Origin of the sequence: Flavobacterium sp. CFS9 (assembly GCF_041154745.1) — a bacterium.
GTDB lineage: Bacteria > Bacteroidota > Bacteroidia > Flavobacteriales > Flavobacteriaceae > Flavobacterium.
The window spans coordinates 1,694,886-1,720,514 of the sequence record NZ_AP031573.1; the positions used below are offsets into that span (position 1 = coordinate 1,694,886).

Below are 25,629 nucleotides of genomic sequence, written 5' to 3' on the forward strand. Positions count from 1 at the left end.
GCGGATGGAATTCTTAGACTTAAAACCAGATGGACTGATGCAAAATATCATCAAAAGAGCTTTCTCTGATAAAAAGAACCAATCGGATCAAATGATAAAAGCCTAAAAAATAAGCCATGTTGTAAGCTAATTTTCTATTGAACAGCAGCCTTGAAAAATACTCTTTTTTAGTAATAATTTCAGTAGTCAATATAATGATGGTGAGCCAGCAAAATACAATTACAAACGGCCCCAGAATATGGTAACTGAGTGATTTATAAATATCACCCTCATAAAAATAAACCAATGATTTGGTAATCCCGCAACCCGGACAAGGAAAACCGGTTACCATTTTAAAAGGACAAAACGACTGATCCGTTTCCAGATGATCATTATGGTTGTCCAGCATTAAAAAAAACGGAATTATCAGTGTAATTGCTGCACCGATAATTCCGTAAATTTTACGTTTTATTCTACTATTATTTGTATAATCTGTTGATATCACCTTGTACAATCATTGCTGCTGCCATAGGAAAGAAGAACCCTAAAACAATTAATAAAGTTGATTGGTCTTTTTGAAGCTCTCCGGTTCTTTGATAAACTTTTGGCAACGCTTCTTTACCAGCTAAATAATAAAAATAAATATTTACCGGCATACAGCATCCTGCAAATATTGCAATTGGCTGAGAGATAACCTCTTTTCCTGCTACGGCATTAAAAACCTCAGATACTTTAATATTCCAATAAATCAAGTACAATCCGCAAGTTAAAAAACTAAAAAGTAACACCATTATTGGATCTACTTTGAATACCGGAATTTGGTCATTAAAATTATTTGACGTTTCTTTAAAATCGTTTTCCATTTTTTACTAGTTAAAATTAATTGGTTATGTCCTACTCTTGGGATTTTCGGTTACTCCTTATTTAGAAACAATATTATTAAAAAATAATTTTAAAAACTAATTATAACCCAAAAACTCTTCAGAAAAAACTCGTTATTTAATTGTAAAAAGGAAGTTAAATTTGAATCTCATCCTACAGCACTACCTATTGAAGATCACTTTAATCTTGTCGGCTATCACCTGAGCCAGTCGTTCATGACTTTCGAATGTCCAACCGGCAATATGAGGCGTCAGCAAAACATTTTTAGACTCCATTAAATATCGCAAGGCTTCCGGAGTACTTTCTTCCTGAAATAAGGTTTCGAAAGATAATTTCTCATACTCCAAAACATCCAGACCAGCACCTAAAACCTTTTTAGCTTTCATCGCCTCTACTAAATCTGCTGTGACAATGTTTTTACCGCGTGAGGTATTTATAATCCAAAAGGGCTTTGAAAAAGCATTTATAAAACTTTGATCCACCATTTTATCGGTTTCAGGAGTCCATGGAAGATGAAGACTCAGCACATCGCTTTTTTGCTGTAGTTCTGCCAATGTAACCTGTCTCGCATTTTGATCTCCTACATTATCCAGAATATCGTAACACAATACCTCGGTTTCAAAACCACGAAGTTTTTTCGCAAATGCTTTTCCCATATTTCCGTAACCGATGATCCCCACTGTTTTACCATCCAATTCATGACCGCGGTTACTTTCCCTATTCCAATGTCCTGATTTCACTTCGGCATCTGCCTGATTGAGATTATTAAACAAGGATAAAATCACTCCCAGCGAATGTTCTGCAACTGCATTGCGATTTCCTTCCGGTGCAGCAATTAAATGAATTCCTTTTGTTTCGGCATACTCGCAATCAATACTTTCCAGGCCAGCCCCAACACGAGCAATAAATTTTAAGTTGGTCGCGTGGTCTAAAAAGGTTTTGTCAATTTTAAAACGGCTTCGGATCACAATTCCGTTGTAGTCCGCAATTTTCGCTTCAATTTCTTCTTTAGAAGATTTATAATCGGCATGATTTTCAAAACCTGCATCTTCCAATTGTTGCCATAAAACTGGATGATTGCTGTCAATATGAAGAATTTTTATACTCATTGTACTCTATTTTATAAAACAAAAATACAGCTTATTCTTTATTTAAATTTTCTGTTTCGATTATTAACTTCCGGAGTTTTCAGAGATGTAAAGAAAAATGGCTTTAAAAAATCTGACTGTAGTAGTTCCCCTGTTTCCCAAAAAGAATCTTAGCCACTGAAATTAAAACAGTTACAAGATAAAGTTCTCTATATCTTAACATTAACGAATAATTTAATTTCATATATTTATACATAGATTTTTACTTCAGAGGACAACTCGCTCCATTTTGCTACATCACATATTGAATTTTAAATTAACGATTCTATTTTTAATCAATTAAACAACAGTAATTATGGCAACAAAAGATTTAACCATTATTTTAGTTCACGGTGCTTGGGGAGATGGTTCACACTGGCAACATGTAATTCCGGGATTAGTAAAAGAAGGGTATAAAGTTCGAAGCGTTCAAAACCCTTTGACTTCTTTACAAGATGATATCAATAAAACTCAGGATCTGATTGACGCCCAGGAAGGAAAAGTACTTCTGGTGGGACACTCTTATGGAGGAGCAGTAATTTCGGGTGCCGGACATCATGATAAAGTGGTAGGCTTGGTTTACATTGCAGCATTTGCTCCTGATAAGGGAGATAGTCTGGGAGCTCTTTTAGGACGCAGAGCCGGATCAGGCGGAGCCAGTATCTATCCTGACTCAAAAGGCTTTTTATGGATTAAGTACGATGAGTTTCATGAAGCTTTTGCGCAAGATTTAGACAAAGAAGAAACACTGGTTTTATCACTGGCTCAAAAGCCTATTCACGGACAATGTTTTGGAGATATCGCAGGTGAACCGGCATGGAAAAACAAACCAAGCTGGTATCAAATTTCCAACTTCGACAATATGATTCCGCCTGAAACAGAAAAAGAAATGGCGGAGCGAATAAACCCTAAAAAAATCATTCGCCTCGATGCGGGACACGCCTCTTTAGCATCACACCCCAAAGAAGTGACGGCCTTAATTTTAGAAGCAGCTGCTACATTCTAAAAAACACTCCAAACCGCTAATCTTTAGCGGTTTTTTATTTAATAAGACAGTAACGGCCGATCCCGCGATACCCCTGAATTTTTTATTCGTTCTTTTTTTTTTTAACTTTGGAAATATATGCCTCCAAAAAATCCCTTCTAAATTCACTGAACTTTTATAAAAATGAAATTAACAAAAACTTTTAAAGCCTTCTTCAACAATGAAAAATCGGGGGGACTACTCCTGCTTTTTGTCACCATCATATCGCTTTATCTTGCCAATTCATCTTTTCAAACGGAATATATTGCTTTCTGGGAGAAAGATTTCAACGGACATTCGATCACGCACTGGATTAATGATGGTTTAATGGCTATTTTCTTTTTGTTAATTGGGTTAGAATTAGAACGAGAGATTTATCACGGTGAACTGTCTGATATAAAAAATGCATCTCTGCCTATTATAGCGGCATTAGGCGGAATGGCAGTTCCTGCGGCTATTTTTCTGATTTTAAATTTCGGAACAGCAACTCAAAACGGAGCAGGAATTCCCATGGCAACCGACATCGCTTTCGCAATTGGAATCTTGTCTCTTCTGGGGAAAAAAGTTCCTTCGTCACTCAAAGTTTTTTTAACTGCCTTAGCCGTTATAGATGATTTGGGCGCCATAATTGTAATTGCCATATTTTATACCACTTCAATCGCATTTGTAAATCTTGCCATTGCTTTAGGAATCTGGATTTTCTTGTTTGTTTTGAATCGTTTAAAAGTTCACAACCTTATCCCGTATCTTATTGGAGGTGTTGTAATGTGGTATTTCATGCTAAGCTCAGGTGTTCATGCTACCATCACAGGAGTAATTCTCGCTTTTGTAATTCCGTTTGGAAATGGTGATGAAAATTCTGTTTCTTATAAATTGCAGCATTTTCTACACAAACCGGTTGCCTTTTTTATTCTGCCATTATTTGCTGTTGCGAATACCTGTATCGCTATCCAGTCGGACTGGCATGAAGGCTTGAATCATTCTAATACATTGGGAATTATTCTGGGTCTTGTAGTAGGTAAACCTTTAGGGATTTTACTTTTCTCGGCTATTGGTGTAAGTCTTGGATTGTGCAGTTTGCCTAAAAATTTAAAATGGGCTCATGTACTGGGTGCCGGAATGCTGGGCGGAATTGGTTTTACCATGTCCATCTTTATCACTATTCTGGCTTTTAAAGATCCTGAAATTATTGTTTTCTCTAAAATTGCTATTCTTATTGCTTCTGTACTTTCGGGGCTCTTAGGATTATTCTATCTAAAATTTACTTTGTCGAAGAAAAAGAAAGTTTAGTCTTTTAAAAGAAAATCAATCCGGAAAAGCGTTACAAAATAAAAAATTCCAAATTCCAATTTACTAAAACTTGGAATTTGGAATTTTTAATATTGGAATTTCTTTATCCTAACCTTTAATTTGCTTCAAAGAAGTCTTAATTCCTTTAATTAGTGATGAACTGAAACCATTATGCTCCATTTCATTTAAACCTACGATTGTACACCCCTGAGGCGTTGTTACACGATCGATTAATTGTTCCGGATGTACTTGTTCCTCCAGTAACATTTTTGCCGCTCCTTTGACTGTTTGTGCAGCGATAGCCAAAGCCGTATTAGAATCAAATCCAATTTCGATACCTGCCTGCATAGAAGCACGAATATATCTTAAAGCATATGCCGTTCCACAAGCTCCAAGAACGGTTGCTGCGTCCATCAATTTTTCGTCGATTACCGGAGCAGTCCCTAAATCCTGAAATAATTCAACAATCGGCAATGCTTTTTCTCTGTCTGGTTCAGGAAAAGAAATACAGGTTGCCGATTCTCCAAACTGCGCTGCAATGTTGGGCATAATTCTAACTACTACAAATTCATTATTGGTTTTAGACTGAAGCATATCCAATGACAATCCGCTTACCGCCGAAGCAATTGTTTTTCCTTTAATAACCGGTAGGATCTCTGCTAAAACAACATCTACCTGATACGGTTTGATTGTTAAAATAACCACATCAGCTTCCTGAATATTGTGTTTATTATCTGAGGAAACCGTAATTCCATACTCTGATAAATACTGAATACTGGTCGTGTTTCTTCTTGTAACGGTAACCTGATTATTTTGAGAGAATTTAGCAATTCCCAAGGCAATAGAAACCCCGAGGTTTCCGCCTCCTATGATGTGTACTTTCATTGCTTTTATTTGGCTGGTTAATAGCGAATTATTCGGCTACAAATTACACCGATTTTAGAGATCAATAATCACTCTTAATCAATTAATTTGTTGCAAAAACTTAAAATCCAAGAATAAGTTTGGCTACTCCGAAGTAGAGCATAATACCAAATACGTCATTGGTTGTGGTAATAAAAGGTCCTGTTGCAATAGCGGGATCGATTTTATTTTTATGCAAAAACAGTGGTACTAATGTTCCTAAGGTCGCTGCAAACAGAATTACTACGATCATCGAAATCGAAATGGCCATCCCTACTAAGTATTGTTGGTACATTACCGAGTGATATCCTAACAGAAGTAATGAAATTATTGTTCCTGAAATCATCGAAACGGTAATTTCTTTACTAAAATAACCTCTGCTGAATTGTTTCAGTGTTCCGTTTGCCAAACCCTGTACAACGATTGCCGATGCCTGAACTCCAATATTTCCGGCTGTTGCCGAAAGCAAAGGCACAAAAATAATCAGGGTTGAATATTTCTGAAAAGTAGTTTCGTTTCCTTTTAATACAAATGAGGCCACAATTTCGATCACCATTCCAATTAAAAGCCACGGCAAACGTGCTTTAGTCAATTCCAAAACACTATCGTTTGATTCAACGTCCTGTGTAATACCCGCTGCCAACTGGTAATCTTTATCGGCTTCGTCCTTGATTACGTCTACGATATCATCGATGGTAATTCTTCCAACCAAACGGCCTAACTCGTCTACCACCGGAATGGCCTCTAAGTCGTACTTTTGCATGATACGTGCCACTTCGACATCTTCGGTATCGACATTTACAAAATTTAATTTTCTGATGTAAATATCTCCGATCTGCGTTTTGGTTGAAGTGGTTAATAAATCTTTAAGAGACAGTCTGCCTTTCAGACGATTTTCATCATCAACGACATAAATTGAATGTACTCTGGAAACATTCTCGGCCTGAATACGCATTTCTTTGACACAGGTAAGAACATTCCAGTTTTCATTAACTTTCACCAGCTCTTTCCCCATCAAACCTCCGGCAGTATTCTCGTCGTAACGCAATAACTCGACAATGTCTTTTGCGTGCTCAACGTCATTTAACTCCGAGATTACCTCTGCTTTAATGTCCTGCGAAAGCTCGGCGATAATATCGGCCGCATCATTGGTTTCCAGCTCATCGAGCTCTTCTGCAATCTCTTTAGGCGACAGACGGCTTAAAATGTTTTCACGAAGATCATCTTCTAATTCCAGAAGAATCTCGGCCGTTTTATCACTATCTAAAACCTTAAAAATATAGGTCGCATCGTCGAAATCCAGCTCGTCCAGAATCTCGGCTATATCGGCATGGTGCAAATCATTAAGTAAAATTTCAAGTTCCTTGTCATTTTTCTTAACAATGTGCTCTTCTAATTGTTGAATTAAGTCTTTGCTAACTTTGAACTCCATCGGCTTCTATTTTTTGAGTCAGTTCAATAAATTCTTCTACGCTAAGCTGTTCAGGACGTTTATCAAAGATAGTGTCTTCTCGCAACTTATCAGTTAAATTTAATGTTTTCAAACTGTTACGTAATGTTTTTCGTCTTTGTTGAAAAGCCATTTTCACTACTGTGAAAAACAGTTTTTCTCCACATGGAAGACTATAATCTTCCTTTCGGGTCATTCTCATCACACCCGATTTCACCTTGGGCGGAGGAATAAAGACGTTTTCATTTACCGTAAACAGATACTCTGTAGTATAGAAAGCCTGAGCCAGAACGGATAAGATTCCGTAAGCCTTTGAGCCTTTTTTCTCGCAGATTCGTTCTGCAACTTCTTTTTGAAACATCCCCGAAAATTCCGGAATCTGATGTTTAAATTCTAAAGTTCTAAAAACAATCTGTGTTGAAATATTATAAGGGAAATTTCCGATAATAGCGAATTGCTTGTTCTCGTAAACCTCATTGATATTGTACTTCAGGAAATCCTGAGAGATAATGTTATCTTTTAATTTTGGATAATTCTCACCTAAATACGCCACTGATTCTGTGTCAATCTCGATCACGTGTGTATTAATTGGTTTGTCAAGCAAATACTTAGTCAACACACCCATCCCCGGTCCTATCTCTAAAACCTCATCATATCCGTTCAGGCTTAGAGTATCTGCAATTGCTTTGGCTATACTTTCATCCTTTAAGAAATGTTGTCCTAAATGTTTTTTAGCTTTTACTTTTTCCATTCTCTTTTCTAGATTCTTAGATTGTCAGACTGCTTAGATTGTTAGATTATCGAATAATCCAAAAATCAAGTCATCTACTTCTTATTTATTTCGAGAAGCTGCTGAATATCAAGTAAATCTTTAGCTCTGTTCGCTTTAATCTTACTTGTAATCAGATCTTCCAGTGATAAAACATTCCACTTTAAAAATGTTTTATCATTAACCGTTGTTTCTTCACTATCCTTATAAGCCTCATCAAAAGTTTTATTTACCGAAAATCTGGTAATTAACTCTAAATCTAAGTCTGCGGGTGAAAACTTAACGGATATATTCTGTTCTTGTCTTTTCACATTCTCAGGAAAATCATCAATTTCATAACCCATATCATTAAAAACAAGAATCAATTTTTTAAAATTTTCTGCTGTTGTCTCGATCCAGAAATCAACATCGGCTGAATGTCGCTGATAGCCATGAAAATTAACGGCCCCACCACCTACCATAAGCATACGAACCTGGTGTTTATTGGCTAAAATGATAAATTCATCAATGTTTTGATTCCACAATTTTGACATCCTACTTTGGTTTAATCACAATGAGAAAATTATCTTTATTCTTATCCTGTTTATTCTTAACCGGAAACCTGCTTACTTGTTCCATCAAACGAAAAAAAGCATAAACTCTTTCGGTTTTAGACAACTTCAGGAAATCTTCCTGTTGCAGTTTGTTGCTTTCTTCTTTTGTTTGAAACCGAATCTCCATCTTTTTTTAGATTGTTGGATTGTTAGATTGTTGGATTATTCGAAAAATCTAATAATCCAACAATCTAACGATCTCTTTTAATGTTCCGAAATCACTTCCAGTTCTGTTCGGAAAGAAAGCATTTTATCTGCGAATAATTCCAAAGCTTCTTTATGAAATGCCGGTTCGTCTTCGATATAATAACGCTCTAAAGTTTCTTTACTGTCTGTAACATACTGAACGGAATACGTAATTCCGCCCATTTCTTCCTCAATCATCACTCTGACGATTCTTGCCGAAGAAAACTTTTGTGTGGCTAAAATTTCAGGTATGTGTTTTTCCTGCATCCATTTTAACCATTGCTCCTGAACGCTCTCGTGTATATTGCTTGTAACGTTGTAAATAATCATTCTTTCTAGATTGTTAGATTGTTGGATTGTTGGATTATTCGAAAAATCTAATAATCTAATAATCCTATAATCGGTATTATAAATTCTTGTCTCCTCTTAGTTCCCGGTATTTTTTTCTGGCATCAACAAAATAAATACTATCCTGATGATTAAAAATTACCTTCTCGTATAAAGGCTTCGCCTTTTCGGCATTATGCAATTCATCGTTGTAAATTTCCGCAGAGAAAAACAACGCTTCGTCTATATAAATTCCGTCGCTATGATGGTCAATAATCTGCTGATACTGCGCCAACGCTGAGGTGTAATCCTTCAGGCTTTCATAAATTTTACCTAAACGCAACATTGTAACAGCTTCGATTTCCTGTCCTTTAAACGTTTTCAATATTCCCTGAAACTGAGCAATTGCTTCCTGTTTTTTATTCTGATACAATAAAAAATCGCCTTTGGCAAACTGCTTCAAAGCCGTTTGTGTCGAATCGGCAACTGTATTGTCGTTGATCAGTAAAAAATACTCCAGCGCATCATTGGCAATTAATTGTGTATTTGCCGCCTTCAATTCTTTAAACTGTTTCAAAGCCCATTCGAAATCACCTTTGTAATAACTTGTTTTGGCGGCTTTCAAACTCGCTTCATGTGCCATTACATCATTCTTCAAATCCAATTGAATTTGCGAGTAATAGATAAGCGCCTGATTGAACTTCTCTTCTAAAAGCAGAATGTCTGCCAGCTCCATTTTTGCATCTGCCTGCTGATAAACATTCAGATTTAATTCCAGCGCTTTTTTAATGATATCCTTCCCTTCTTCCGTCTTTTTAAGATTAAAAGCCAGGAAATGCGCCTGAATTATTTGCAAAGATAAGGTAAAAGGAGTTATTTCATAAGTTATAAGCAATTGTTGTAGTTCCGAATTGATTATCGGATAGTCTTTTTCCTGCGCTTTATCGATTTTGATCTGCATTAAAGACGAGTTGGTCTGAATGAGTAAATCGCGATCTTTAGCCGTCTGAAGAATAAAATTGAAGATTTCCTCCGCTGTATCGTTGTCATCCTCATTTAAGGCAAACTGCCCAAGATTAACAATGCTTGAAAGTGATTCCGGGTCACGCTTGTAGATAGCTTTTTCCTGAATAAAAGCTTTGCCAAATTCCTTCTGCTGTACATAAAACCAACTCAGGTAATGATTCCAAAATACATCCTGATCTTTTTGTGTTCTCAGAATCAAAGCTTTTCGCATCGCATCTTTAAAAGCTGTATTATCAGTTTCACCGTTCATGAAACGAGATAACTGGGTTTGAATTAAATTTGCATTCTGCGGATTTTTGTACGATTCCGTCAGCAAAAGTTCGATCATCTGATCCGTCTGCCCTAACTGTCCGTACAACATTCCAATCTGAAAATTGAAATTATAATTTGGCTGAATTGACATGGCTGTCTGATAGGCTCGTAATGCATACTCAAGCAATACTTTCTTCTCAAAAGAATTACCAACTCCGTAAACATCATTCGGATTGGTTTTAATCTTTTCAATTGCCTGTTCGTAGTAACTTTTGGCTTTCGCATCGTTTTTCTGCAGTTGGAAATTATATCCTAACTCTACTAAAAAAACGCCTTGTTTGTATTTGTTGAAACGGTCCTGAATTACTTTCTGTGCAGTCTCAAACTGCTGTAACTGCTGATAACAGTCAATTGTTCTTAAAAAATATTGTGTATTGGACGGCGAACTGTTTAAAAGTTCTTCGTAACTGATTTTAGCTTTTTCAAAATCACCTTTATCGTAATAATACTGTGCAAGCTGTTCATTCTGTGAAAATGCAAAAGCAGACCAGAACAAAACGATATAGATGATGCTGTTTTTCATATTTTAGCTTTTTTTTCAGTGTTCAGTCTCGGCTCTCGGTTTTCAGTCGCAGTTTACGGTTTGCATTATTCCATGCAGACTGAGACAGAAAACTGTGACTGTAAACTAAACAAGAACATTCTTCTTAGACTTCCAGACAATCAGTCCAAGGCCTATTAAAATAAAAGGAACACTCAATATTTGTCCCATATTAATGAGCATACTATTTTCGAAAGCTTCCTGATTTTCTTTGAAAAACTCAATTATAAATCGCGCCAGAAACAGTAACATCAGGAAATAGCCAAAGATCAAACCATCCGCTTTTCGTATCTTCTCTGATTTGTACATCGTTAGTAAAATCACAAAAATCAACAGATAAGCAAAGGCTTCATACAGTTGTGTTGGATGTCTTGGAATCAAATCGTCTCTCTGAAAAACCACACCCCAGTTTCCATTGGTAGGTTTTCCATAAATTTCAGAATTCATAAAATTCCCAAATCTGATAAAAGCTCCTGTAACCGGAACTCCAATTGCCATTTTATCTAAGAGCCACAGGAATTTTACTTTATACTTTCGGCAATATAAAACCATAGCGATTAAAACCCCTATTGAACCTCCATGACTAGCAAGCCCCTGGTATCCCACAAATTTATAGACACCTGCTACTTTTTGTATTGGCAATAAAATCTCTATTGGATGCTGTAAAAAATAGGATGGCTCGTAAAAAAAACAATGCCCCAATCTCGCTCCCAAAATAGTCCCGACGATTACATACACCAATAAACTATCAAGATTATCCAGCGAAAGATTTTCTTTTTTGTAAATATTTCGCACTATGGCATAGCCCAGCAGTAATCCACAGGCAAAAAAAGCACCATAATACTTCAATGGAAAACTATCGGTTATCCAAAAAATAACGGGATCTGTATCCCAATTTAAAATCCCTCCCATCTTCCTCTTTTTTTAGTATTCAGTCGCGGTTTACAGTATTCAGTCGCAGTGTTCAATGCAATTCAACTCAAACTGAGGCTGCGACTGAACACTGTGACTGCGACTGCAAACTTTATTTCAGTCTTAATTTATAATATCAAACCCACAGTATGGACGTAATACTTCCGGTACTACGATTCCTTCCGGAGTTTGGTAATTTTCTAAAATTCCGGCCAAAACTCTTGGCAAAGCCAATGAACTTCCGTTTAGGGTATGAGCCAATTGATTTTTCCCATCTTTGTCTTTGAAACGCAATTTCAAACGATTGGCCTGAAAAGTCTCAAAGTTAGAAACTGAACTGATTTCTAACCAACGATCCTGTGCCGTTGAAAACACTTCAAAATCGTAAGTCAAAGCTGATGTGAACCCCATATCGCCACCACACAAACGTAAAACGCGGTACGGTAATTTTAATTCTTTCAAAATATCTTTTACATGCTCTACCATTCCGTCCAATGCTTCATAAGACTTATCCGGATGCTCCACACGTACAATTTCTACTTTGTCAAACTGGTGCAAACGATTCAGTCCACGTACGTGAGCTCCGTAAGAACCTGCCTCACGACGGAAACATGGCGTATAAGCGGTATGTAAAACCGGAAGATCGCTTTCGTTTAAAATCACATCACGGAACAAATTCGTAACCGGAACCTCAGCCGTTGGAATCAAATACAAATCATCGATAGTTGAATGATACATTTGTCCTTCTTTGTCCGGCAATTGCCCTGTTCCATAACCTGAAGCTTCGTTTACCAAATGCGGCACCTGAACTTCGTTGTACCCGGCAGCAGTGTTTTTGTCTAAAAAGTAATTGATCAAAGCACGCTGTAAACGAGCTCCTTTTCCTTTGTAAACCGGAAATCCTGCTCCAGTGATTTTTACACCCAATTCAAAATCGATAATATCGTATTTTTTCACCAACTCCCAGTGTGGCTGTGCCCCTTCGTGTAAAACCGGAATATCTCCTTCCTGAAAAACGTTCAAATTGTCGTCCGGTGTTTTTCCTTCCGGAACAATATCAGCAGGAAGATTAGGTAAAGTGTATAATTTATTGGTTAATTCGGCTGCTAAAGCTTCTGCTTTTTCGCCCAATTCTTTGCTTTTTTCTTTTAAGGAAACTGTTTTTTCCTTCAGGATTGCAGCTTTCGATTTCTCGCCGGCTTTCATCAATTCCCCTATATCTTTGGACAATTTATTAGATTCGGATAAAGTGTTGTCTAATTCTACTTGTGCTGCACGGCGGTTTTCGTCTAATTGCACCACTTCTTCAACAACGCTTTTAGCATCGATATTTCGTTTTGCTAAAGCCTTGATTACTTTCTCCTGATTCTCTCTAATAAATGCGATTTGTAACATAGCTTGTTTTTTATAACTATTGTATTTTTTTTATAATGGAAGCAAATTTAAGGAAATGTTTCCTAAGATCATGACAAACTTGATAAGGAAAAATGATTTAACGGTTGTTCTGCGAGTAGATTAAAATCCATCCCTACAATATCTGTCGAGCCAATGGCTCTTTTTATAGACTTTGTGAATCTCTGTGACAAAAAGGACGGATTAAAATCCATCCCTAATAATACGTATCGAGCCAAAGGCTCTTTCTATAAACTTCGTGGATCTCTGTGAAAAACTCCGCGAATCTTTGTGACAAAACCTCTGAACCTCTGCACCTAGAAAAAAACTAAACCCTCTTAATCTCATGTCCCACAAATTCCTCCAGAGTCGCAAACATATCATCAACAGTAAGCACTTCGAAATCGGGATGATTTTTTAAGAAATCGGCATTTAGTGTCACCAGATTTTCTTCTAATTCGTAAAACGTATCGTTGTTCAGTAAATCACGTATTGGGTTTACACCTTCCAATTTTCCGCCTAGAAATTTATTGAGTTTTACACTGCTCATCAATCTCACTTTTTTACTTTGTTGCTGAAACAATTCCAGGTGTTTTTCGGCACCAATTAAAGTCAGACCTTCTTCAATAAGCTCGTTTAATTCTTTGTTCCAGCCTGATTTATAAACAAATTGTGCAAAATTTCCTTCTGTATATTGCGACCAGTAATAATCCAAATAATAACTCGTCAAAGCATCTTCGTGGATAAACTCATCATCGACACCTTCTTCACGCATTAAATTGATTACTGAAATATTCGAATGAATCACATCCTGCGGATTCTCACTGTTCATTGCGGTTTCAGAAACTATTATTCTGCCAAATTCTTCCATTTTGATTTTTGTTTTGAGATTGTTTTGCAAATTTCGACGAAATTAAAACTAAAAAGAAACATATTTCAATCTAAATAGCATCAGATTCATCCGTATTTTTTTTCTGATTCATTTTTGCTACTAAAGCTTTCAGCCGCAAGGCATGTGCCCTTTTCTCTTCCTGAACTTTAGCTTTTTTGCGTTTTAGCAATTTGGTGTGCAAAGCCTTATTTTTCGTGTTTTTTTCAGGACCTTTTGCCATGATTTCAACTCTTTAAATTACTTCTGCAAAGATAGAACTAATAATAAAAATGATTATTACTTATTTTGATTCTTATGGATTTATGTAAATCACAATGAAATTATTTCAACACATAGAAACATAGATTCGGTTACTTTGAAAAAAGGTTTTTTATATTTACAATCTATACGATAACTTCATTCAAAATGACCCCAACTTTCTTCGCAACCCAAGAGCAATTTAGAGCATGGTTAGAAAAACATTATCAAAAAGAAACCGAACTTCTGGTTGGTTTTTATAGAGTGAGTACCAAAAAACCGTGCATGACCTGGTCGGAATCTGTTGATCAGGCGCTTTGTTTTGGCTGGATTGATGGTGTTCGAAGATCTGTGGATGAAGAAAGTTATACGATACGGTTTACACCCCGAAAAAAATCCAGTATCTGGAGTGCCATCAATATCAAAAAAGTAGAGAAACTCACCAAGGCCGGACTCATGATGCCCGAGGGCTTAAAGGCTTTCGAATTAAGATCCGAAGAAAGATCTAAAATCTATTCGCATGAAAGAGAAGCTTACCTACTTGACCCGGAATTTGAAAAACAATTTAAGGCTAACAAAATGGCCTGGGAATATTTTAGCCATCAGGCACCCTCGTACAGAAAAGTAATGATTCACTGGATCATGAGTGCCAAGCAGGAAAAAACCAAACTTTCGAGATTAGAAAAAGCCATACAGGTAAGTGCTGAACAAAAACGAATGTTGTAGCAGCTGTTGCTTTGCTAAACGATAAATATTAACTTTATTCCGTCTAAAAAAGTCTCAGTTAAAAAGAAATAAAAAATGGAGGGAAGAAAAGCACTAGAATATTACGTTTTAGATGTATTCTCAAACGAAAGTTACAAAGGAAATCCGCTTTCTGTGGTTTTTACCGATGGTAATTTAAAACTGGAAACGTATCAGGATATTTCTAAAGAATTTGGCTACTCCGAAACCTCTTTTGTTTATTATTCCACAAGAGAAAAAGCTCTGATGGTTCGTTCGTTTACCCCAACAGGAATCGAGATCGATGGCGCGGGACATAATTTACTTGGTGCCGTCTGTGGCGCTCTTTTAAAAGGAATGGCCATTTTTGATGAGCAAAACGAAAGTGAACAATTTGTGATCATGAATCATTCTGCCATTCCGTTAACCGTTACTTTAGATCCGGTTACTTTTTACCCTCTTGTTCAAATGCATCAAAAATCAGCAGTCATTAAGGACGAAATTCCAACGTATAAAATTGCCGTCGCACTTGGTTTAAAAATTGAAGATTTAGATGTAAATGCTTTTGTTCCTACCATAGTCAATACCGAAGTTGCCCATGCAATGGTTCCCATAAAAAGCAGTGAGATACTCAATAGTTTTGTTCCGGACAACCAGCTTTTAATCGAAATTTCGAAAGAATATAAATTCGAAGGATTTTATTGTTTCACCATAGCTAATGAAAATCAGGAGCATATCGTCGAAACGAGATTCTTCAACCCCATTATCGGAATAAATGAAGATCCTGCTACCGGAACAGCAGCGGGTCCTTTAATTGGCTTTTTAACACAAAAGAAATTCACTAAATCCGACAAAGAATACAAAATTCTTCAGGGGGTAAGATTAAAACAGCCCTCAATGATTGAAGTAATGAATCGCGAAGAAGATATTTTAGTAGGTGGTTCCTCGACCATAACGATGCGGGGAGAACTTTACTTATAAAAAAAAGCTGCACATGATGCAGCTTTTTTTTATAAATCGAAACTTTTACTTTTTGATTTCTTTTGGTAAGGTTGGTTTTTGCTGAGGCGGAATACGTTTCTTCAAAAACAAAATCTGCCCTAGATGACTCGACTGATGCTCCATAACATGAAACCAGCAATATTGATTACTCATGTCATACTTGGTCTGAACTTCAGCAAACCAGGCATCGTCTCTTTTCTTTAGCTCCGAAATTGTTTTGGCTCTTACTTCATTGTAGATGTCTAAATAATATTGAATATCATGTCCTTTAAATTCATCTCGCCCACCCTGATCCAGATTTAAAGCAGCATTCCATTGTTTCTTTTCCTCTTCATTAAAATCTCTGTTTTCGAATGTAAAAACCTGATAGTATTTTTCGGCAGCGGCCAAATGCATCACTAATGCACCAATTCGGTTCGCTTCGGCGTCGTGCAAATAATCAATTTCGTACTGATTCATGTTCTTCACTGTTCTTTCTACACGGGCTTTAAGATCTTCAAGCATCGATATCATATCTCCAATTTTTGGCGATGCTCCTTCCACATTCCCAATCTTTGCTTCTGCTCGCGGCTTAATCCCGCTTCCTTCCAGCAGCAAACTGTTTTTTCCGTCAGTACTGGATTTGTCCTGCGTAATTTTGTACTCTTTAACTTTTACACTTGCGTCTTTTGAAATGCCTAAACCCCATTTCGGAATTTCACCATTTTTCAAAGGAGTTTCAAAACTTGGATTTAAAACTGCCAACGGTTCAAAAACACCTTTTTCATTCTCGATCAGCAATTCGAATTTATCAAAATAGAATTTACCATTATACAAACACAAACCTCCAAAACTAAGTGATTTACTGTTCTTATCGATCGTTCCTTCTACGGTATAAGATTTCCATTCGTTTGATTTAATTGGTCTGTCTCTCATGTTATCAAAAAAACCTTCCTCTTCATTCTTCGTATCAACTCTTGCCCAAACTCCTGCCCAGGCCTGAGGTTCGGTACTTTCTACTTTTACTGATGCAATTACTTTAAACTTTTTCTTAACAGGAGACTGAATTTCTATCGTTTGATTGAAAGAGGTCCAATCACTCGAAACCGTCTTTTGCGTCTGGGCACTTGCCAAAACAAAACATAAAAGCAACAATGGGGTCACCAATTTTTTCATTCTTTATAGTTTTAAAAATTTAGGTAAATATAACACACTTTTTTAAGGAAATAACTGATCATATTTAGTAAATCATCTAAAATAAAAACAAAAAAAGCCACATCAGTTAAGATGCAGCTTCCTTATAAAAAATAACCAAACCGAAGTTCTTAGTTTGTTTTCATTGGTGGTAAATCGAATGCTTTAGACTCGTGTTCGAAATTATTACGGTGTCCGCCATCGCAAAAAGGCTTGTTTGCCGATAATCCACAACGGCAAAGACCCAATGCCGATCTTCCTTGTAGTCCGTAAACAGCTCCTTCAGAATCCATGATTTCGAAGTCACCTTCTATTTTAATCGATCCGTTTTTATTGATGATAAGTTTTGTCTTGCTCATAAAATTGCTCTTTTGTTTTTTTTTGAACGCAAAGGTTGCGAAATAAATCGTGAAGATTTTAGCAGGCATGCTAGTTTAAACTGGTTCTATTTTATGGGGTATGGCACAGAGCTACGCGGAGATTCGCTAAGATCTATTTTAGAGGTTGAAAACAATCTCGCAGAGGCGCGAAGTTTAATTGTATGGTCAGGCTTCGACTTCACTCAGCCTGACCATCAAACGCACTGTTGTCATTTCGAGGAACGAGAAATCCTCACAAGAAGCTCTACAACATTGCTCAATAACCATGTGAAGATTTCTCGTTCCTCGAAATGACATAACAATAGTGTAAATTTCTTTGCGTCTTCGCACCTTTGTGAGATTAAAAACTCAGTAAATCTGTGCTTTTTCTCTGTGAAACTCCGCGCAATATTAAAATCTCAATTCTATTGCTTATTTTTGCACTCAATAAAATTGAGTTATGATACAGAATCCAAAGAGATATACTATCACAGCAGCCTTACCTTACACCAACGGACCTATACATATTGGGCATTTGGCGGGGGTTTACGTGCCTGCAGATATTTATTCAAGATATTTACGTTTACAAGGAAAAGACGTTGCATTTATTTGTGGAAGCGATGAACATGGTGTTGCAATTTCGATGAAAGCCAAAAAAGAAGGAGTTACACCGCAACAAGTTATTGATAAATACGACGGAGTTATCCGTAAATCATTTGCTGATTTTGGAATTTCGTTTGACAATTATTCCAGAACTTCAGCTAAAATTCATCATGATACGGCTTCTGAATTCTTTAGAACCTTGTACGACAAAGGCGATTTTATTGAAGAAGTAACCGAACAATTGTACGATGCCAAAGCCAATCAGTTTCTGGCAGATCGTTTTGTGGTAGGAACCTGCCCTAAATGTGACAATCCGGAAGCTTATGGAGATCAGTGTGAAAAATGCGGATCGACATTGAATGCTACCGATTTGATTAACCCGAAATCGACAATTACCGGAGAAACTCCGGTTTTAAAATCGACTAAACACTGGTTCTTACCCCTTGACCGATATACTGAATTTTTAACCGAATGGATTCTAGAAGGTCACAAAAGCGACTGGAAAGCCAATGTTTACGGACAGGTAAAATCATGGATTGATGCCGGATTAGAGCCTCGTGCCGTAACGCGTGACCTTGACTGGGGAATTGACGTTCCGGTTGAAGGTGCCGAAGGAAAAAAACTATACGTTTGGTTTGATGCTCCTATCGGTTATATCTCCTCTACTAAAGAATGGGCTGCCCGCGAAGGAAAAGACTGGGAACCGTACTGGAAAGACGAAGACACTAAACTGGTTCATTTTATCGGGAAAGACAATATTGTTTTTCACTGTATCATTTTCCCGGCGATGCTTAAAGCCGAAGGAAGCTATATCTTACCGGACAACGTTCCTGCAAATGAGTTTTTGAATTTGGAAGGAAACAAACTTTCGACTTCTAAAAACTGGGCGGTTTGGCTGCACGAATATTTAGAAGAATTTCCGGAGAAACAAGACGTTCTTCGTTATGCCCTAACTTCGAATGCCCCGGAAACTAAGGATAATGATTTTACATGGAAAGATTTCCAGGCAAGAAACAACAACGAATTAGTTGCTATTTTCGGAAACTTTATCAACCGTGTGGTGGTTTTAACCAATAAATATTACAACGGATTTATTCCAAAACCAAACGAATTTACTGAGGTTGACGAAGCTGCTTTAGCTGAACTAAAAGCGTATCCGGCTGTAATTTCGAGTTCGGTAGAACGATACAGATTCCGTGAAGCTTTGGGTGAGTTGATGAACGTTGCTCGTTTAGGAAATAAATATCTTGCTGACGAAGAGCCTTGGAAAGTCATGAAAGACAATCCGGAGCGTGTAAAAACTCAAATGTATGTGGCTCTGCAAATTGCTGCTGCGTTGAGCGTTTTGGCTGAGCCGTTTTTACCTTTTACTGCCGCTAAATTATCCCGAATATTAAGAAATGAAGGCAAACTGCAATGGAATGACGTTACTGAAAATTCAGAATTAATTCCTGACGGACACCAAATTGGTGAAGCCGAATTGCTTTTTGCAAAAATAGAAGACGAAGAAATACAAAAACAAATAGACAAATTGGAAGCTACAAAAACCGCAAATCTTGCCGAAAGCAAACAACCTGAACCACAAAAAGATCTTATTCAGTTTGAAGATTTCGCCAAAATGGACATTCGTGTGGGAACTATTCTGGAAGCCGAAAAAATGCCTAAAGCCAACAAACTTTTGGTTCTTAAAGTGGATACCGGAATTGACGTGCGTACGATTGTTTCTGGAATTGCCGAAAGCTTTTCACCGGAAGAAATTATCGGAAAACGTGTTTCGGTTTTAGCCAACTTAGCGCCAAGAGCCTTACGCGGTGTAGAAAGTCAGGGAATGATCCTGATGACGACCAATGCCGAAGGAAAACTGGTTTTCATCAATCCGGATGCTGATGCTCCGAACGGTGAAACGGTAAACTAATTATTTTAATTAGAAAATGTGGCAATTTGATAATGCCGTAATTTTATAAATTTATAGAAAGTTATCAGCCAAAAAATCCGGCAGATAACTTTCTTTTTTTGATCTAATTGAACAAAATAATTATATTTTTGATTACATCAAATAAATAGTTATGAACTCAAATTTTATAGATACGTCTGAAAACATCTCCGATTCATCTGAGAAAGGACTTTTTAAAATCTCTAATAATCAAAAAACAGCGATTCTAAGAAGTAGAATAGAGATTGAAAATGGAAATTTTCATAAAAATGAAGACGTAATTTCAGAAATAAGGAAATGGTTGAATAATAATCAAAAATAACTTTAACTTTTTAATGTATAAGCTAGAGATATGCAAAAATTAGACTTCGTAAAAAATTTGGAAATAATTGTTAACGAACTTCAATCAGAAGAAATAAGCAATAAATTTAAAGAAGGATTTAACAGTCCAAGTGGTTATGGGTATTCTCAAATAAATGCTCCGATTTTCACATCAAAAAGTAATTTTGATAGATTAAAAAACGATGACAAATATCGTGAAATATTAAATAGTTTAGATGCTGATGACATTTATTCACCTCAAAATCTTTCTAATTTAACAATCATTTTACAAAACACTGGAGCTTTACAAATATTAGGCAATCCTATTTCTTCCAAATTTTTCAATTTTCATAACTCACTAATAAACACCCTAAAAATTACTAAAGAAGTATTATTGAATGATACATTAGAAAAAAGCAATGAAAATAATCTTGAAGAAGGTATTTTACTATTTCAAATTGTAATTGAAGAGGAAGGTCTTAGCACTGAAAAATATATAAAAATCTTTACAGCACTACAGGAATTGATTTCAGTTATTAGTAAAATTGAAAGTGAAGAGCAATTTGAATCCGAAATTATCTTATTAGATAGTGGTAGTGATACTAATTTAGGTATAAAAACTGGTATTGAAACTGCTAAATCATTATTCCTTATTTTTAAAGAATTTTGGGATTTCTGTATAAATCATAAGCACTACAAAGCTAAATTAGAAAATGTTTCCTTATTAGAAAGTCTATCAGTAAGAGAGGAAATTAAGAACAAAGTAGAAGCGGGTGTTATAACAGAAGATGAAGGAAAGGAATACATGCACTTAGTTAAAACAAGAACAGATGCCTTAATTGGATTAAAAGTTTTACCAAAAGTAATTGTAACTGAAACTAATCACGTTGATAATCAAAAATTGATTGCTGGTTTTGAAGGAACAAAGTTTTTAACTGCCGGAGAATAAAAAAGAATACTTTTCCTACTTTTCTTAAGTTTTAGTTGTATCTTTGCTTTGCAAAACATTACCAAGGAGAAATCCTAAAAACTTATCTAAATTAACATAAGCGTATACCACGTCACGGTGAAGGTATGGGAAACCACCTAAATCATTCCTTGGAATGTTTTGCACACCTAAAGCGTGGTATTCGTGTATCTAATATTTTCTATTATGCAAAAAGAAAATCAAAAACCAACACAACAAGACGTACTGCCAGCGGTGGCAAAATTTCTTTCCTTTCTTTGGATGGAAGGAGAATTTAGAGAACAACCGGAATATTTGTCCGAGATTTTCGAGGCAATTCTGGAAACAGAGATTGGTGACAACCAGGAGCTGCGCACTAAAATGATAAGCTGTATGAAAACCATTAAAATGCTGACCCAGGCACTTGATCCTTTTAGCGATCAGCAAATTGCAGAGGCCAGCAATAAAATTGCTACAGCTTAAACACTCTCTTAAACGCGTGAAATTAGTAATCAATTCACGCGTTTCTTTTTTGATGTTTTATTTAAAAAAAAGTGAGAACTTAGCAAAATCAGCCTCTGGATTAAAAATACGCATTAAATGAAACTCACAAAACCAAGATTAGCCCTAATTGGTGGAATACTTTGCATTTCGATTTTTCCAATATTAGTCAAACTAAAACTGGCTCCGGGATTAATCTCGGCTTTTTACAGAATGTTTTTTGCCGTATTGTTGCTTTTGCCTTATGTACTGGTTACTAAAAGCTTTAAACTCCCGAAAACCAAATTCATACTATTAGCGGTACTTTGCGGAATTTTATTCTCTTCGGATGTCGCAGTTTGGAATATCGCCATTCAGGATTCGAGTGCAACTCAGGCTTCTTTGCTAACCAATTTGTCGCCACTTTGGGTAGGAATTGGTTCTTTTTTCTTTCTAAAAATCAGACCTGCCACTAATTTCTGGATCGGAACTGTGGTTTCCTTATTCGGAATGGTCACGCTGGTAGGATTTGAGTTTTTCATGGATTTGAATTTTGATCAGGCCTTTCTGTTTGCAGTTTTATCGGGTATTCTTTATTCGATTTATCTACTCGTGAGCAAAAAAGCGCTTACAGAAATCGATGTTTTATCTTTTATGACCATCAGCTTACTGGCATCGAGTATTTATTTAGGAATTCTATGTTATGCCCTGGATCAGCCTTTTGCGGGTTTCTCGAATACGGGTTGGTTTGTGCTGGCACTTCAGGCTGTAATTTGTCAATTGTGTGCCTGGCTTTCGATCAGTTATGCCACCCAGCACATGCGCGCCACGAGAGTTTCGTTAAGTTTATTGAGTCAGGCCGTAATTACTTCGATATTAGCTTGCTTGTTTTTGGAAGAACAAATAACTTTACAAATGGTTTTCGGCGGAATCATTTTACTGTTCGGAATTAGAATTACGTTCTATGATAAAACAATTTCATTAAAAACGCTGTTTTCTAAGAGTTAGAGTTGTTGGCTCGCAGATGACACCGGTTTTACGGATTTTTTATTTATCTTAATCATTAATTTCATGAATTCGCGACGAAGAAATTAACACGCAGATTCTCCAGGCCTGGCAGATTACTTTTTGAAATCTTTGAAATCATTTTAATCTATGGCAATAAAATAAAAATTCGTGCTCATTTGTGGAATTCGTGGCTAAAAATTAGCACGCAAATTATGCAGACTCAGAATAAAATAATTCGTGAATTGCTTTGCCTGTTCGCTGCCGCTCGGGTCGTGGCAGAAAAACCTGAAACAAAGAAAACCTGAAACTTGAAACAAAAAAACTATGTTACATAAAAACAAAATCCCCAATTTAAAAGTAATCGCATTCGATGCCGATGATACCTTATTTGTCAACGAACCTTACTTTCAGGAAACCGAACATAAATTTTGCGCTTTGATGGAAGATTATCTTTCACATCAGGGAATTTCGCAGGAACTATTCAAAATCGAAATTGAGAACCTGTCGCTGTACGGCTACGGAATCAAAGGCTATATTTTGTCAATGATCGAAGCTGCAATGACCATCTCCAACAACACCATTCCAATTGAGGTTATCGAAAAAATTATCCAGTACGGAAAAGAATTACTCGAAAAACCAATCGAATTGCTTGACGGAGTCGAAGAAACCCTAAAAACCCTGCACGGAAAATACAAACTGGTTGTGGCCACAAAAGGCGATCTGAAAGACCAGCACAGCAAATTGCACCGCTCAGGGTTGGGGCATTATTTTCACCACATTGAAGTAATGTCGGACAAGCAGGAAATTGATTATGAAAAATTATTAGGCCGTCTTGAGATTAAGGCAGATGAATTCCTGATGATCGGAAACTCCTTAAAATCAGATGTGCTGCCGGTTTTAGGAATTGGTGGTTATGCGGTACACATTCCGTTTCACACCACTTGGGAGCACGAAAAAATCAGTCACAAAATAGAACACGAACATTTTAGTTCGTTTGAAAAAATTACTGAAATCCTTCAGAACTTATTGTAATGAAAACACTTTTAGACTTAGAAAACTGGAATAGAAAAGAGCACTTTGCGCATTTCATTCAAATGGAAGAACCTTTTTTTGGTGCTACCGTTGAGATTGATTGTACGCAGGCCTACGAAACGGCCAAAAGTCTCGAATCGTCCTTTTTTATTTATTATTTGCACAAAACACTGGTTGCCGTAAATGCAATCGAAAATTTCAGATACCGAATTTCCGGAGATCAGATCTACATCAATGACCAAATCGATGCCTCAGCAACTATCGGACGTGAAGATGGTACTTTCGGATTTTCATTTATAGAATACCATCCTGATTTTAAAACCTTCGAAAAAACGGCTTTACAGGAAATAGAACGCATACAGAATACCACGGGACTTTTTACAAGATCTTTTGAAAATGATAATTTAATTCACTTCTCGGCAATTCCGTGGTTGAATTTTACGTCGCTTTCGCATGCCCGCAGTTTTACCTTTCCGGACAGCTGCCCAAAGGTTTCTTTCGGAAAAATGATGGTTTCACCTAGCGGAAAAAGAACCATTGCAATGTCTGTTCACGTGCATCACGCCTTGATGGACGGATTACACATGGGACAATTTGTGGATTATTTTCAGGAATTAATGAATCAGTAATTCGCATACAAGAGGGTTTAAATTTGGAATAATTTTTGTCGATAAAAGCACATGAAAAAACTACTCCTTTTCTTGTTAGTAACCTATCAGTCAACACTGTTGAGTCAGACAGTGTTGGCTTCTTATCCTTTAGATTTTAAGCGGTACGATCAGAACAATACAATCGTAAATGTCGAAAATAAGGCAACGCACGATGTATTTGTTTTTGCTACAAATACTCAGAACCTTACCATTTTAAGATACAATAGCGCTTTATTTTTAAAGGATGAATTTACAGTACCGCGTACCAATCTTGAAAACAAATCGATATTAGGCTATAGTTTTAGTGAAGACGGAAATCCTACACTTTATTGGGCTTCCGAAGAATCTTCTGAAATTTTTGTCGCCAAATACTATCTGGAAACCAAAACGTATAAGATTTTAAAGTTTCTGTTTCCTTCCGGCAGCGAATATATCGTGGCTAAATTTCAAAGCAACAATCTATTCTACCTGTTGTCTAAAGAACTCGCAAGCCATACTTTGACTGCCTATGTTTTTAAAAACGGAATTGTAGAAGAGCGGATATTTGATTTTGCTGCTTTTACTTTCCAAAACAAAAGAGGTCAGTCTGTAAGTTTTTCGCAGCTCATCAAAGAGAATCCGATTATAAAAATTGATCCTGAAGACTATACACCTTTAGACAAAGCCTCTAAAAAAAGTAAAATTTATCTCGAGGACAATCATCTTATCCTGACACTGGACCATAATCCGAAAGAAACACAGCTTTTTGATCTGAATCTGGACAATCAGGATGTTATTGAAAAGAAAATTGCCCAGTCCGAGATTAAAACGCCTCGCAAACTAAGCAACTCGTTCTATCATGAAAAAAAGCTTTATCAAATCAATGCCAATGAAGATGAACTGGTATTTGACATTAAAAATTATGATTCGGGCGAACTTATAAAAAATGCCAGAGTAGCAAAGGAAGACACGATTCGATTTAAAACCTCTCCTTTTCTCGTTCAGCAAGGCGGTGAGAGAAAACCACGGGAATTGAAAAACACCAAGCGATTTCTGCAACATCTGGCTGCTTTAGAAATAGGTTTATCACTTTATAACAACGGAACAAGTACTTCTATGACACTTGGCGGAACTCCACGTGTCGGCGGAGCTTACTACACAGTCATGAACGATACTTTCACCTGGGATTACTTGCCGGTTGTAAACGACGAAACCGTATTTTTTGAAACTGCTTTAAACCAAAATTCAGAATTTATTGCCAAAGATCCGGCACCAATGGCGCTTGACAACTTATATTACTTTTTAAACAATAGCAGAAAAGCGATTCTGGAAAACATTTTCAGATTTGATGATTATTATATTTTAGGGTATTACGATACTGCTTTAAAACAATATCAGATGCGTAAATTTATCGATGGATTTCCGGAAAATGAAACACAAAATCCGATCATCGATAAGGCTGTTTTTTCGAAACCCTTTTCATTTGAAAAGCCTTAATTTTATTGAGAATTAATCCAAATCTCTGATGTTTTAAGGTTTGAAAAAAAAGGAAATGGATTATTTTTTCTAACTTTACAT

Annotated in this window: 28 protein-coding genes; 12 read left to right on the top strand and 16 right to left on the bottom strand. The window is 36.5% G+C overall.

Going from position 1 to position 25,629, the window contains the following annotated elements; all coding sequences use genetic code 11:
* Window positions 1-19 precede the first annotated feature (19 nt).
* From ACAM30_RS07485 to ACAM30_RS07495, 3 genes are all read right to left on the bottom strand, one after another.
* Window positions 20-484, bottom strand: coding sequence for a DUF2752 domain-containing protein (locus ACAM30_RS07485; protein ID WP_369617922.1), 465 nt, complete (start codon window positions 482-484; stop codon window positions 20-22).
* Window positions 459-842, bottom strand: a complete 384-nt coding sequence (locus tag ACAM30_RS07490; RefSeq protein ID WP_369617923.1) for a DUF4234 domain-containing protein — start codon at window positions 840-842, stop codon at window positions 459-461. The genes ACAM30_RS07485 and ACAM30_RS07490 overlap by 26 nt, the downstream gene beginning before the upstream one ends.
* Before the next feature lie 180 nt (window positions 843-1,022).
* The gene (locus ACAM30_RS07495; RefSeq protein ID WP_369617924.1) at window positions 1,023-1,970 is read right to left on the bottom strand and encodes a 2-hydroxyacid dehydrogenase; all 948 of its coding nucleotides are present in this window, start codon (window positions 1,968-1,970) and stop codon (window positions 1,023-1,025) included.
* A 334-nt stretch (window positions 1,971-2,304) separates the two neighbouring features.
* Here ACAM30_RS07495 and ACAM30_RS07500 point away from each other — a divergent pair, with 334 nt between their 5' ends.
* Complete coding sequence (locus ACAM30_RS07500; protein ID WP_369617925.1) at window positions 2,305-2,994, top strand: alpha/beta hydrolase; 690 nt, start codon at window positions 2,305-2,307, stop codon at window positions 2,992-2,994.
* Between the two features lie 162 nt (window positions 2,995-3,156).
* Entirely contained in the window at window positions 3,157-4,302 is a 1,146-nt protein-coding gene (gene nhaA, locus ACAM30_RS07505) for a Na+/H+ antiporter NhaA (RefSeq protein ID WP_369617926.1), read from the top strand.
* Between the two features lie 108 nt (window positions 4,303-4,410).
* On the opposite strand, the gene proC is transcribed toward nhaA, so the two are convergent.
* The 11 genes from proC to ACAM30_RS07560 all read right to left on the bottom strand — a co-directional run bounded on the left by proC (window position 4,411) and on the right by ACAM30_RS07560 (window position 13,825).
* Entirely contained in the window at window positions 4,411-5,187 is a 777-nt protein-coding gene (gene proC, locus ACAM30_RS07510; RefSeq protein ID WP_369617927.1) for a pyrroline-5-carboxylate reductase, read from the bottom strand.
* 100 nt (window positions 5,188-5,287) lie between these two features.
* Window positions 5,288-6,637, bottom strand: a complete 1,350-nt coding sequence (gene mgtE, locus ACAM30_RS07515) for a magnesium transporter (protein ID WP_369617928.1) — start codon at window positions 6,635-6,637, stop codon at window positions 5,288-5,290.
* Window positions 6,621-7,406: a 16S rRNA (adenine(1518)-N(6)/adenine(1519)-N(6))-dimethyltransferase RsmA gene (gene rsmA, locus ACAM30_RS07520; protein WP_369617929.1), complete on the bottom strand. Its 786-nt coding sequence runs from the start codon at window positions 7,404-7,406 to the stop codon at window positions 6,621-6,623. Before rsmA ends, mgtE begins: the two co-directional genes overlap by 17 nt.
* Window positions 7,407-7,480: 74 nt before the next feature.
* Entirely contained in the window at window positions 7,481-7,957 is a 477-nt protein-coding gene (locus ACAM30_RS07525) for a nucleotidyl transferase AbiEii/AbiGii toxin family protein (protein ID WP_369617930.1), read from the bottom strand.
* A 1-nt stretch (window position 7,958) separates the two neighbouring features.
* On the bottom strand, window positions 7,959-8,144 hold the full coding sequence (locus ACAM30_RS07530) for a hypothetical protein (protein WP_369617931.1): 186 nt from the start codon (window positions 8,142-8,144) through the stop codon (window positions 7,959-7,961).
* 77 nt (window positions 8,145-8,221) lie between these two features.
* Window positions 8,222-8,533 (bottom strand): DUF4286 family protein, encoded by a 312-nt coding sequence (locus ACAM30_RS07535; protein WP_369617932.1) that lies wholly within the window; start codon window positions 8,531-8,533, stop codon window positions 8,222-8,224.
* A 76-nt stretch (window positions 8,534-8,609) separates the two neighbouring features.
* Window positions 8,610-10,391, bottom strand: coding sequence for a tetratricopeptide repeat protein (locus ACAM30_RS07540; protein WP_369617933.1), 1,782 nt, complete (start codon window positions 10,389-10,391; stop codon window positions 8,610-8,612).
* A gap of 105 nt (window positions 10,392-10,496) precedes the next feature.
* Window positions 10,497-11,321 carry a prolipoprotein diacylglyceryl transferase gene (lgt, locus tag ACAM30_RS07545; RefSeq protein ID WP_369617934.1) on the bottom strand — a complete coding sequence of 275 codons (825 nt, stop codon included), beginning with the start codon at window positions 11,319-11,321 and terminating at the stop codon, window positions 10,497-10,499.
* 123 nt (window positions 11,322-11,444) lie between these two features.
* A complete protein-coding gene (gene serS, locus ACAM30_RS07550) occupies window positions 11,445-12,716 on the bottom strand; it encodes a serine--tRNA ligase (protein ID WP_369617935.1) in 1,272 nt (423 codons plus the stop codon).
* Between the two features lie 325 nt (window positions 12,717-13,041).
* The gene (locus ACAM30_RS07555; RefSeq protein WP_369617936.1) at window positions 13,042-13,584 is read right to left on the bottom strand and encodes a hypothetical protein; all 543 of its coding nucleotides are present in this window, start codon (window positions 13,582-13,584) and stop codon (window positions 13,042-13,044) included.
* Window positions 13,585-13,654: 70 nt separating this feature from the next.
* Window positions 13,655-13,825 carry a hypothetical protein gene (locus ACAM30_RS07560; RefSeq protein ID WP_369617937.1) on the bottom strand — a complete coding sequence of 57 codons (171 nt, stop codon included), beginning with the start codon at window positions 13,823-13,825 and terminating at the stop codon, window positions 13,655-13,657.
* Between the two features lie 185 nt (window positions 13,826-14,010).
* Here ACAM30_RS07560 and ACAM30_RS07565 point away from each other — a divergent pair, with 185 nt between their 5' ends.
* Both ACAM30_RS07565 and ACAM30_RS07570 read left to right on the top strand, forming a co-directional pair.
* Entirely contained in the window at window positions 14,011-14,568 is a 558-nt protein-coding gene (locus tag ACAM30_RS07565; protein WP_369617938.1) for a YdeI family protein, read from the top strand.
* Between the two features lie 75 nt (window positions 14,569-14,643).
* Window positions 14,644-15,546: a PhzF family phenazine biosynthesis protein gene (locus ACAM30_RS07570; RefSeq protein ID WP_369617939.1), complete on the top strand. Its 903-nt coding sequence runs from the start codon at window positions 14,644-14,646 to the stop codon at window positions 15,544-15,546.
* A gap of 45 nt (window positions 15,547-15,591) precedes the next feature.
* Here the strand turns inward: ACAM30_RS07570 and ACAM30_RS07575 are convergent, their stop codons facing one another.
* Window positions 15,592-16,722, bottom strand: coding sequence for a DinB family protein (locus ACAM30_RS07575; protein ID WP_369617940.1), 1,131 nt, complete (start codon window positions 16,720-16,722; stop codon window positions 15,592-15,594).
* 149 nt (window positions 16,723-16,871) lie between these two features.
* Window positions 16,872-17,099: a CDGSH iron-sulfur domain-containing protein gene (locus tag ACAM30_RS07580; protein WP_070906333.1), complete on the bottom strand. Its 228-nt coding sequence runs from the start codon at window positions 17,097-17,099 to the stop codon at window positions 16,872-16,874.
* A 460-nt stretch (window positions 17,100-17,559) separates the two neighbouring features.
* On the opposite strand from ACAM30_RS07580, the gene metG reads away from it, so the two are divergent.
* From metG to ACAM30_RS07620, 8 genes are all read left to right on the top strand, one after another.
* Entirely contained in the window at window positions 17,560-19,617 is a 2,058-nt protein-coding gene (gene metG, locus ACAM30_RS07585) for a methionine--tRNA ligase (protein ID WP_369617941.1), read from the top strand.
* A 151-nt stretch (window positions 19,618-19,768) separates the two neighbouring features.
* Window positions 19,769-19,957, top strand: a complete 189-nt coding sequence (locus ACAM30_RS07590) for a hypothetical protein (RefSeq protein WP_369617942.1) — start codon at window positions 19,769-19,771, stop codon at window positions 19,955-19,957.
* A gap of 30 nt (window positions 19,958-19,987) precedes the next feature.
* Window positions 19,988-20,905: a hypothetical protein gene (locus tag ACAM30_RS07595; protein ID WP_369617943.1), complete on the top strand. Its 918-nt coding sequence runs from the start codon at window positions 19,988-19,990 to the stop codon at window positions 20,903-20,905.
* 204 nt (window positions 20,906-21,109) lie between these two features.
* Window positions 21,110-21,385, top strand: coding sequence for a hypothetical protein (locus ACAM30_RS07600; RefSeq protein WP_369617944.1), 276 nt, complete (start codon window positions 21,110-21,112; stop codon window positions 21,383-21,385).
* A gap of 117 nt (window positions 21,386-21,502) precedes the next feature.
* Window positions 21,503-22,390, top strand: a complete 888-nt coding sequence (locus ACAM30_RS07605; RefSeq protein ID WP_369617945.1) for a DMT family transporter — start codon at window positions 21,503-21,505, stop codon at window positions 22,388-22,390.
* Window positions 22,391-22,714: 324 nt separating this feature from the next.
* Window positions 22,715-23,422, top strand: a complete 708-nt coding sequence (locus ACAM30_RS07610; RefSeq protein WP_369617946.1) for an HAD family hydrolase — start codon at window positions 22,715-22,717, stop codon at window positions 23,420-23,422.
* Window positions 23,422-24,051, top strand: coding sequence for a CatA-like O-acetyltransferase (locus ACAM30_RS07615; RefSeq protein WP_369617947.1), 630 nt, complete (start codon window positions 23,422-23,424; stop codon window positions 24,049-24,051). Before ACAM30_RS07610 ends, ACAM30_RS07615 begins: the two co-directional genes overlap by 1 nt.
* A 51-nt stretch (window positions 24,052-24,102) precedes the next feature.
* Entirely contained in the window at window positions 24,103-25,548 is a 1,446-nt protein-coding gene (locus ACAM30_RS07620) for a hypothetical protein (RefSeq protein ID WP_369617948.1), read from the top strand.
* Window positions 25,549-25,629: the final 81 nt, after the last annotated feature.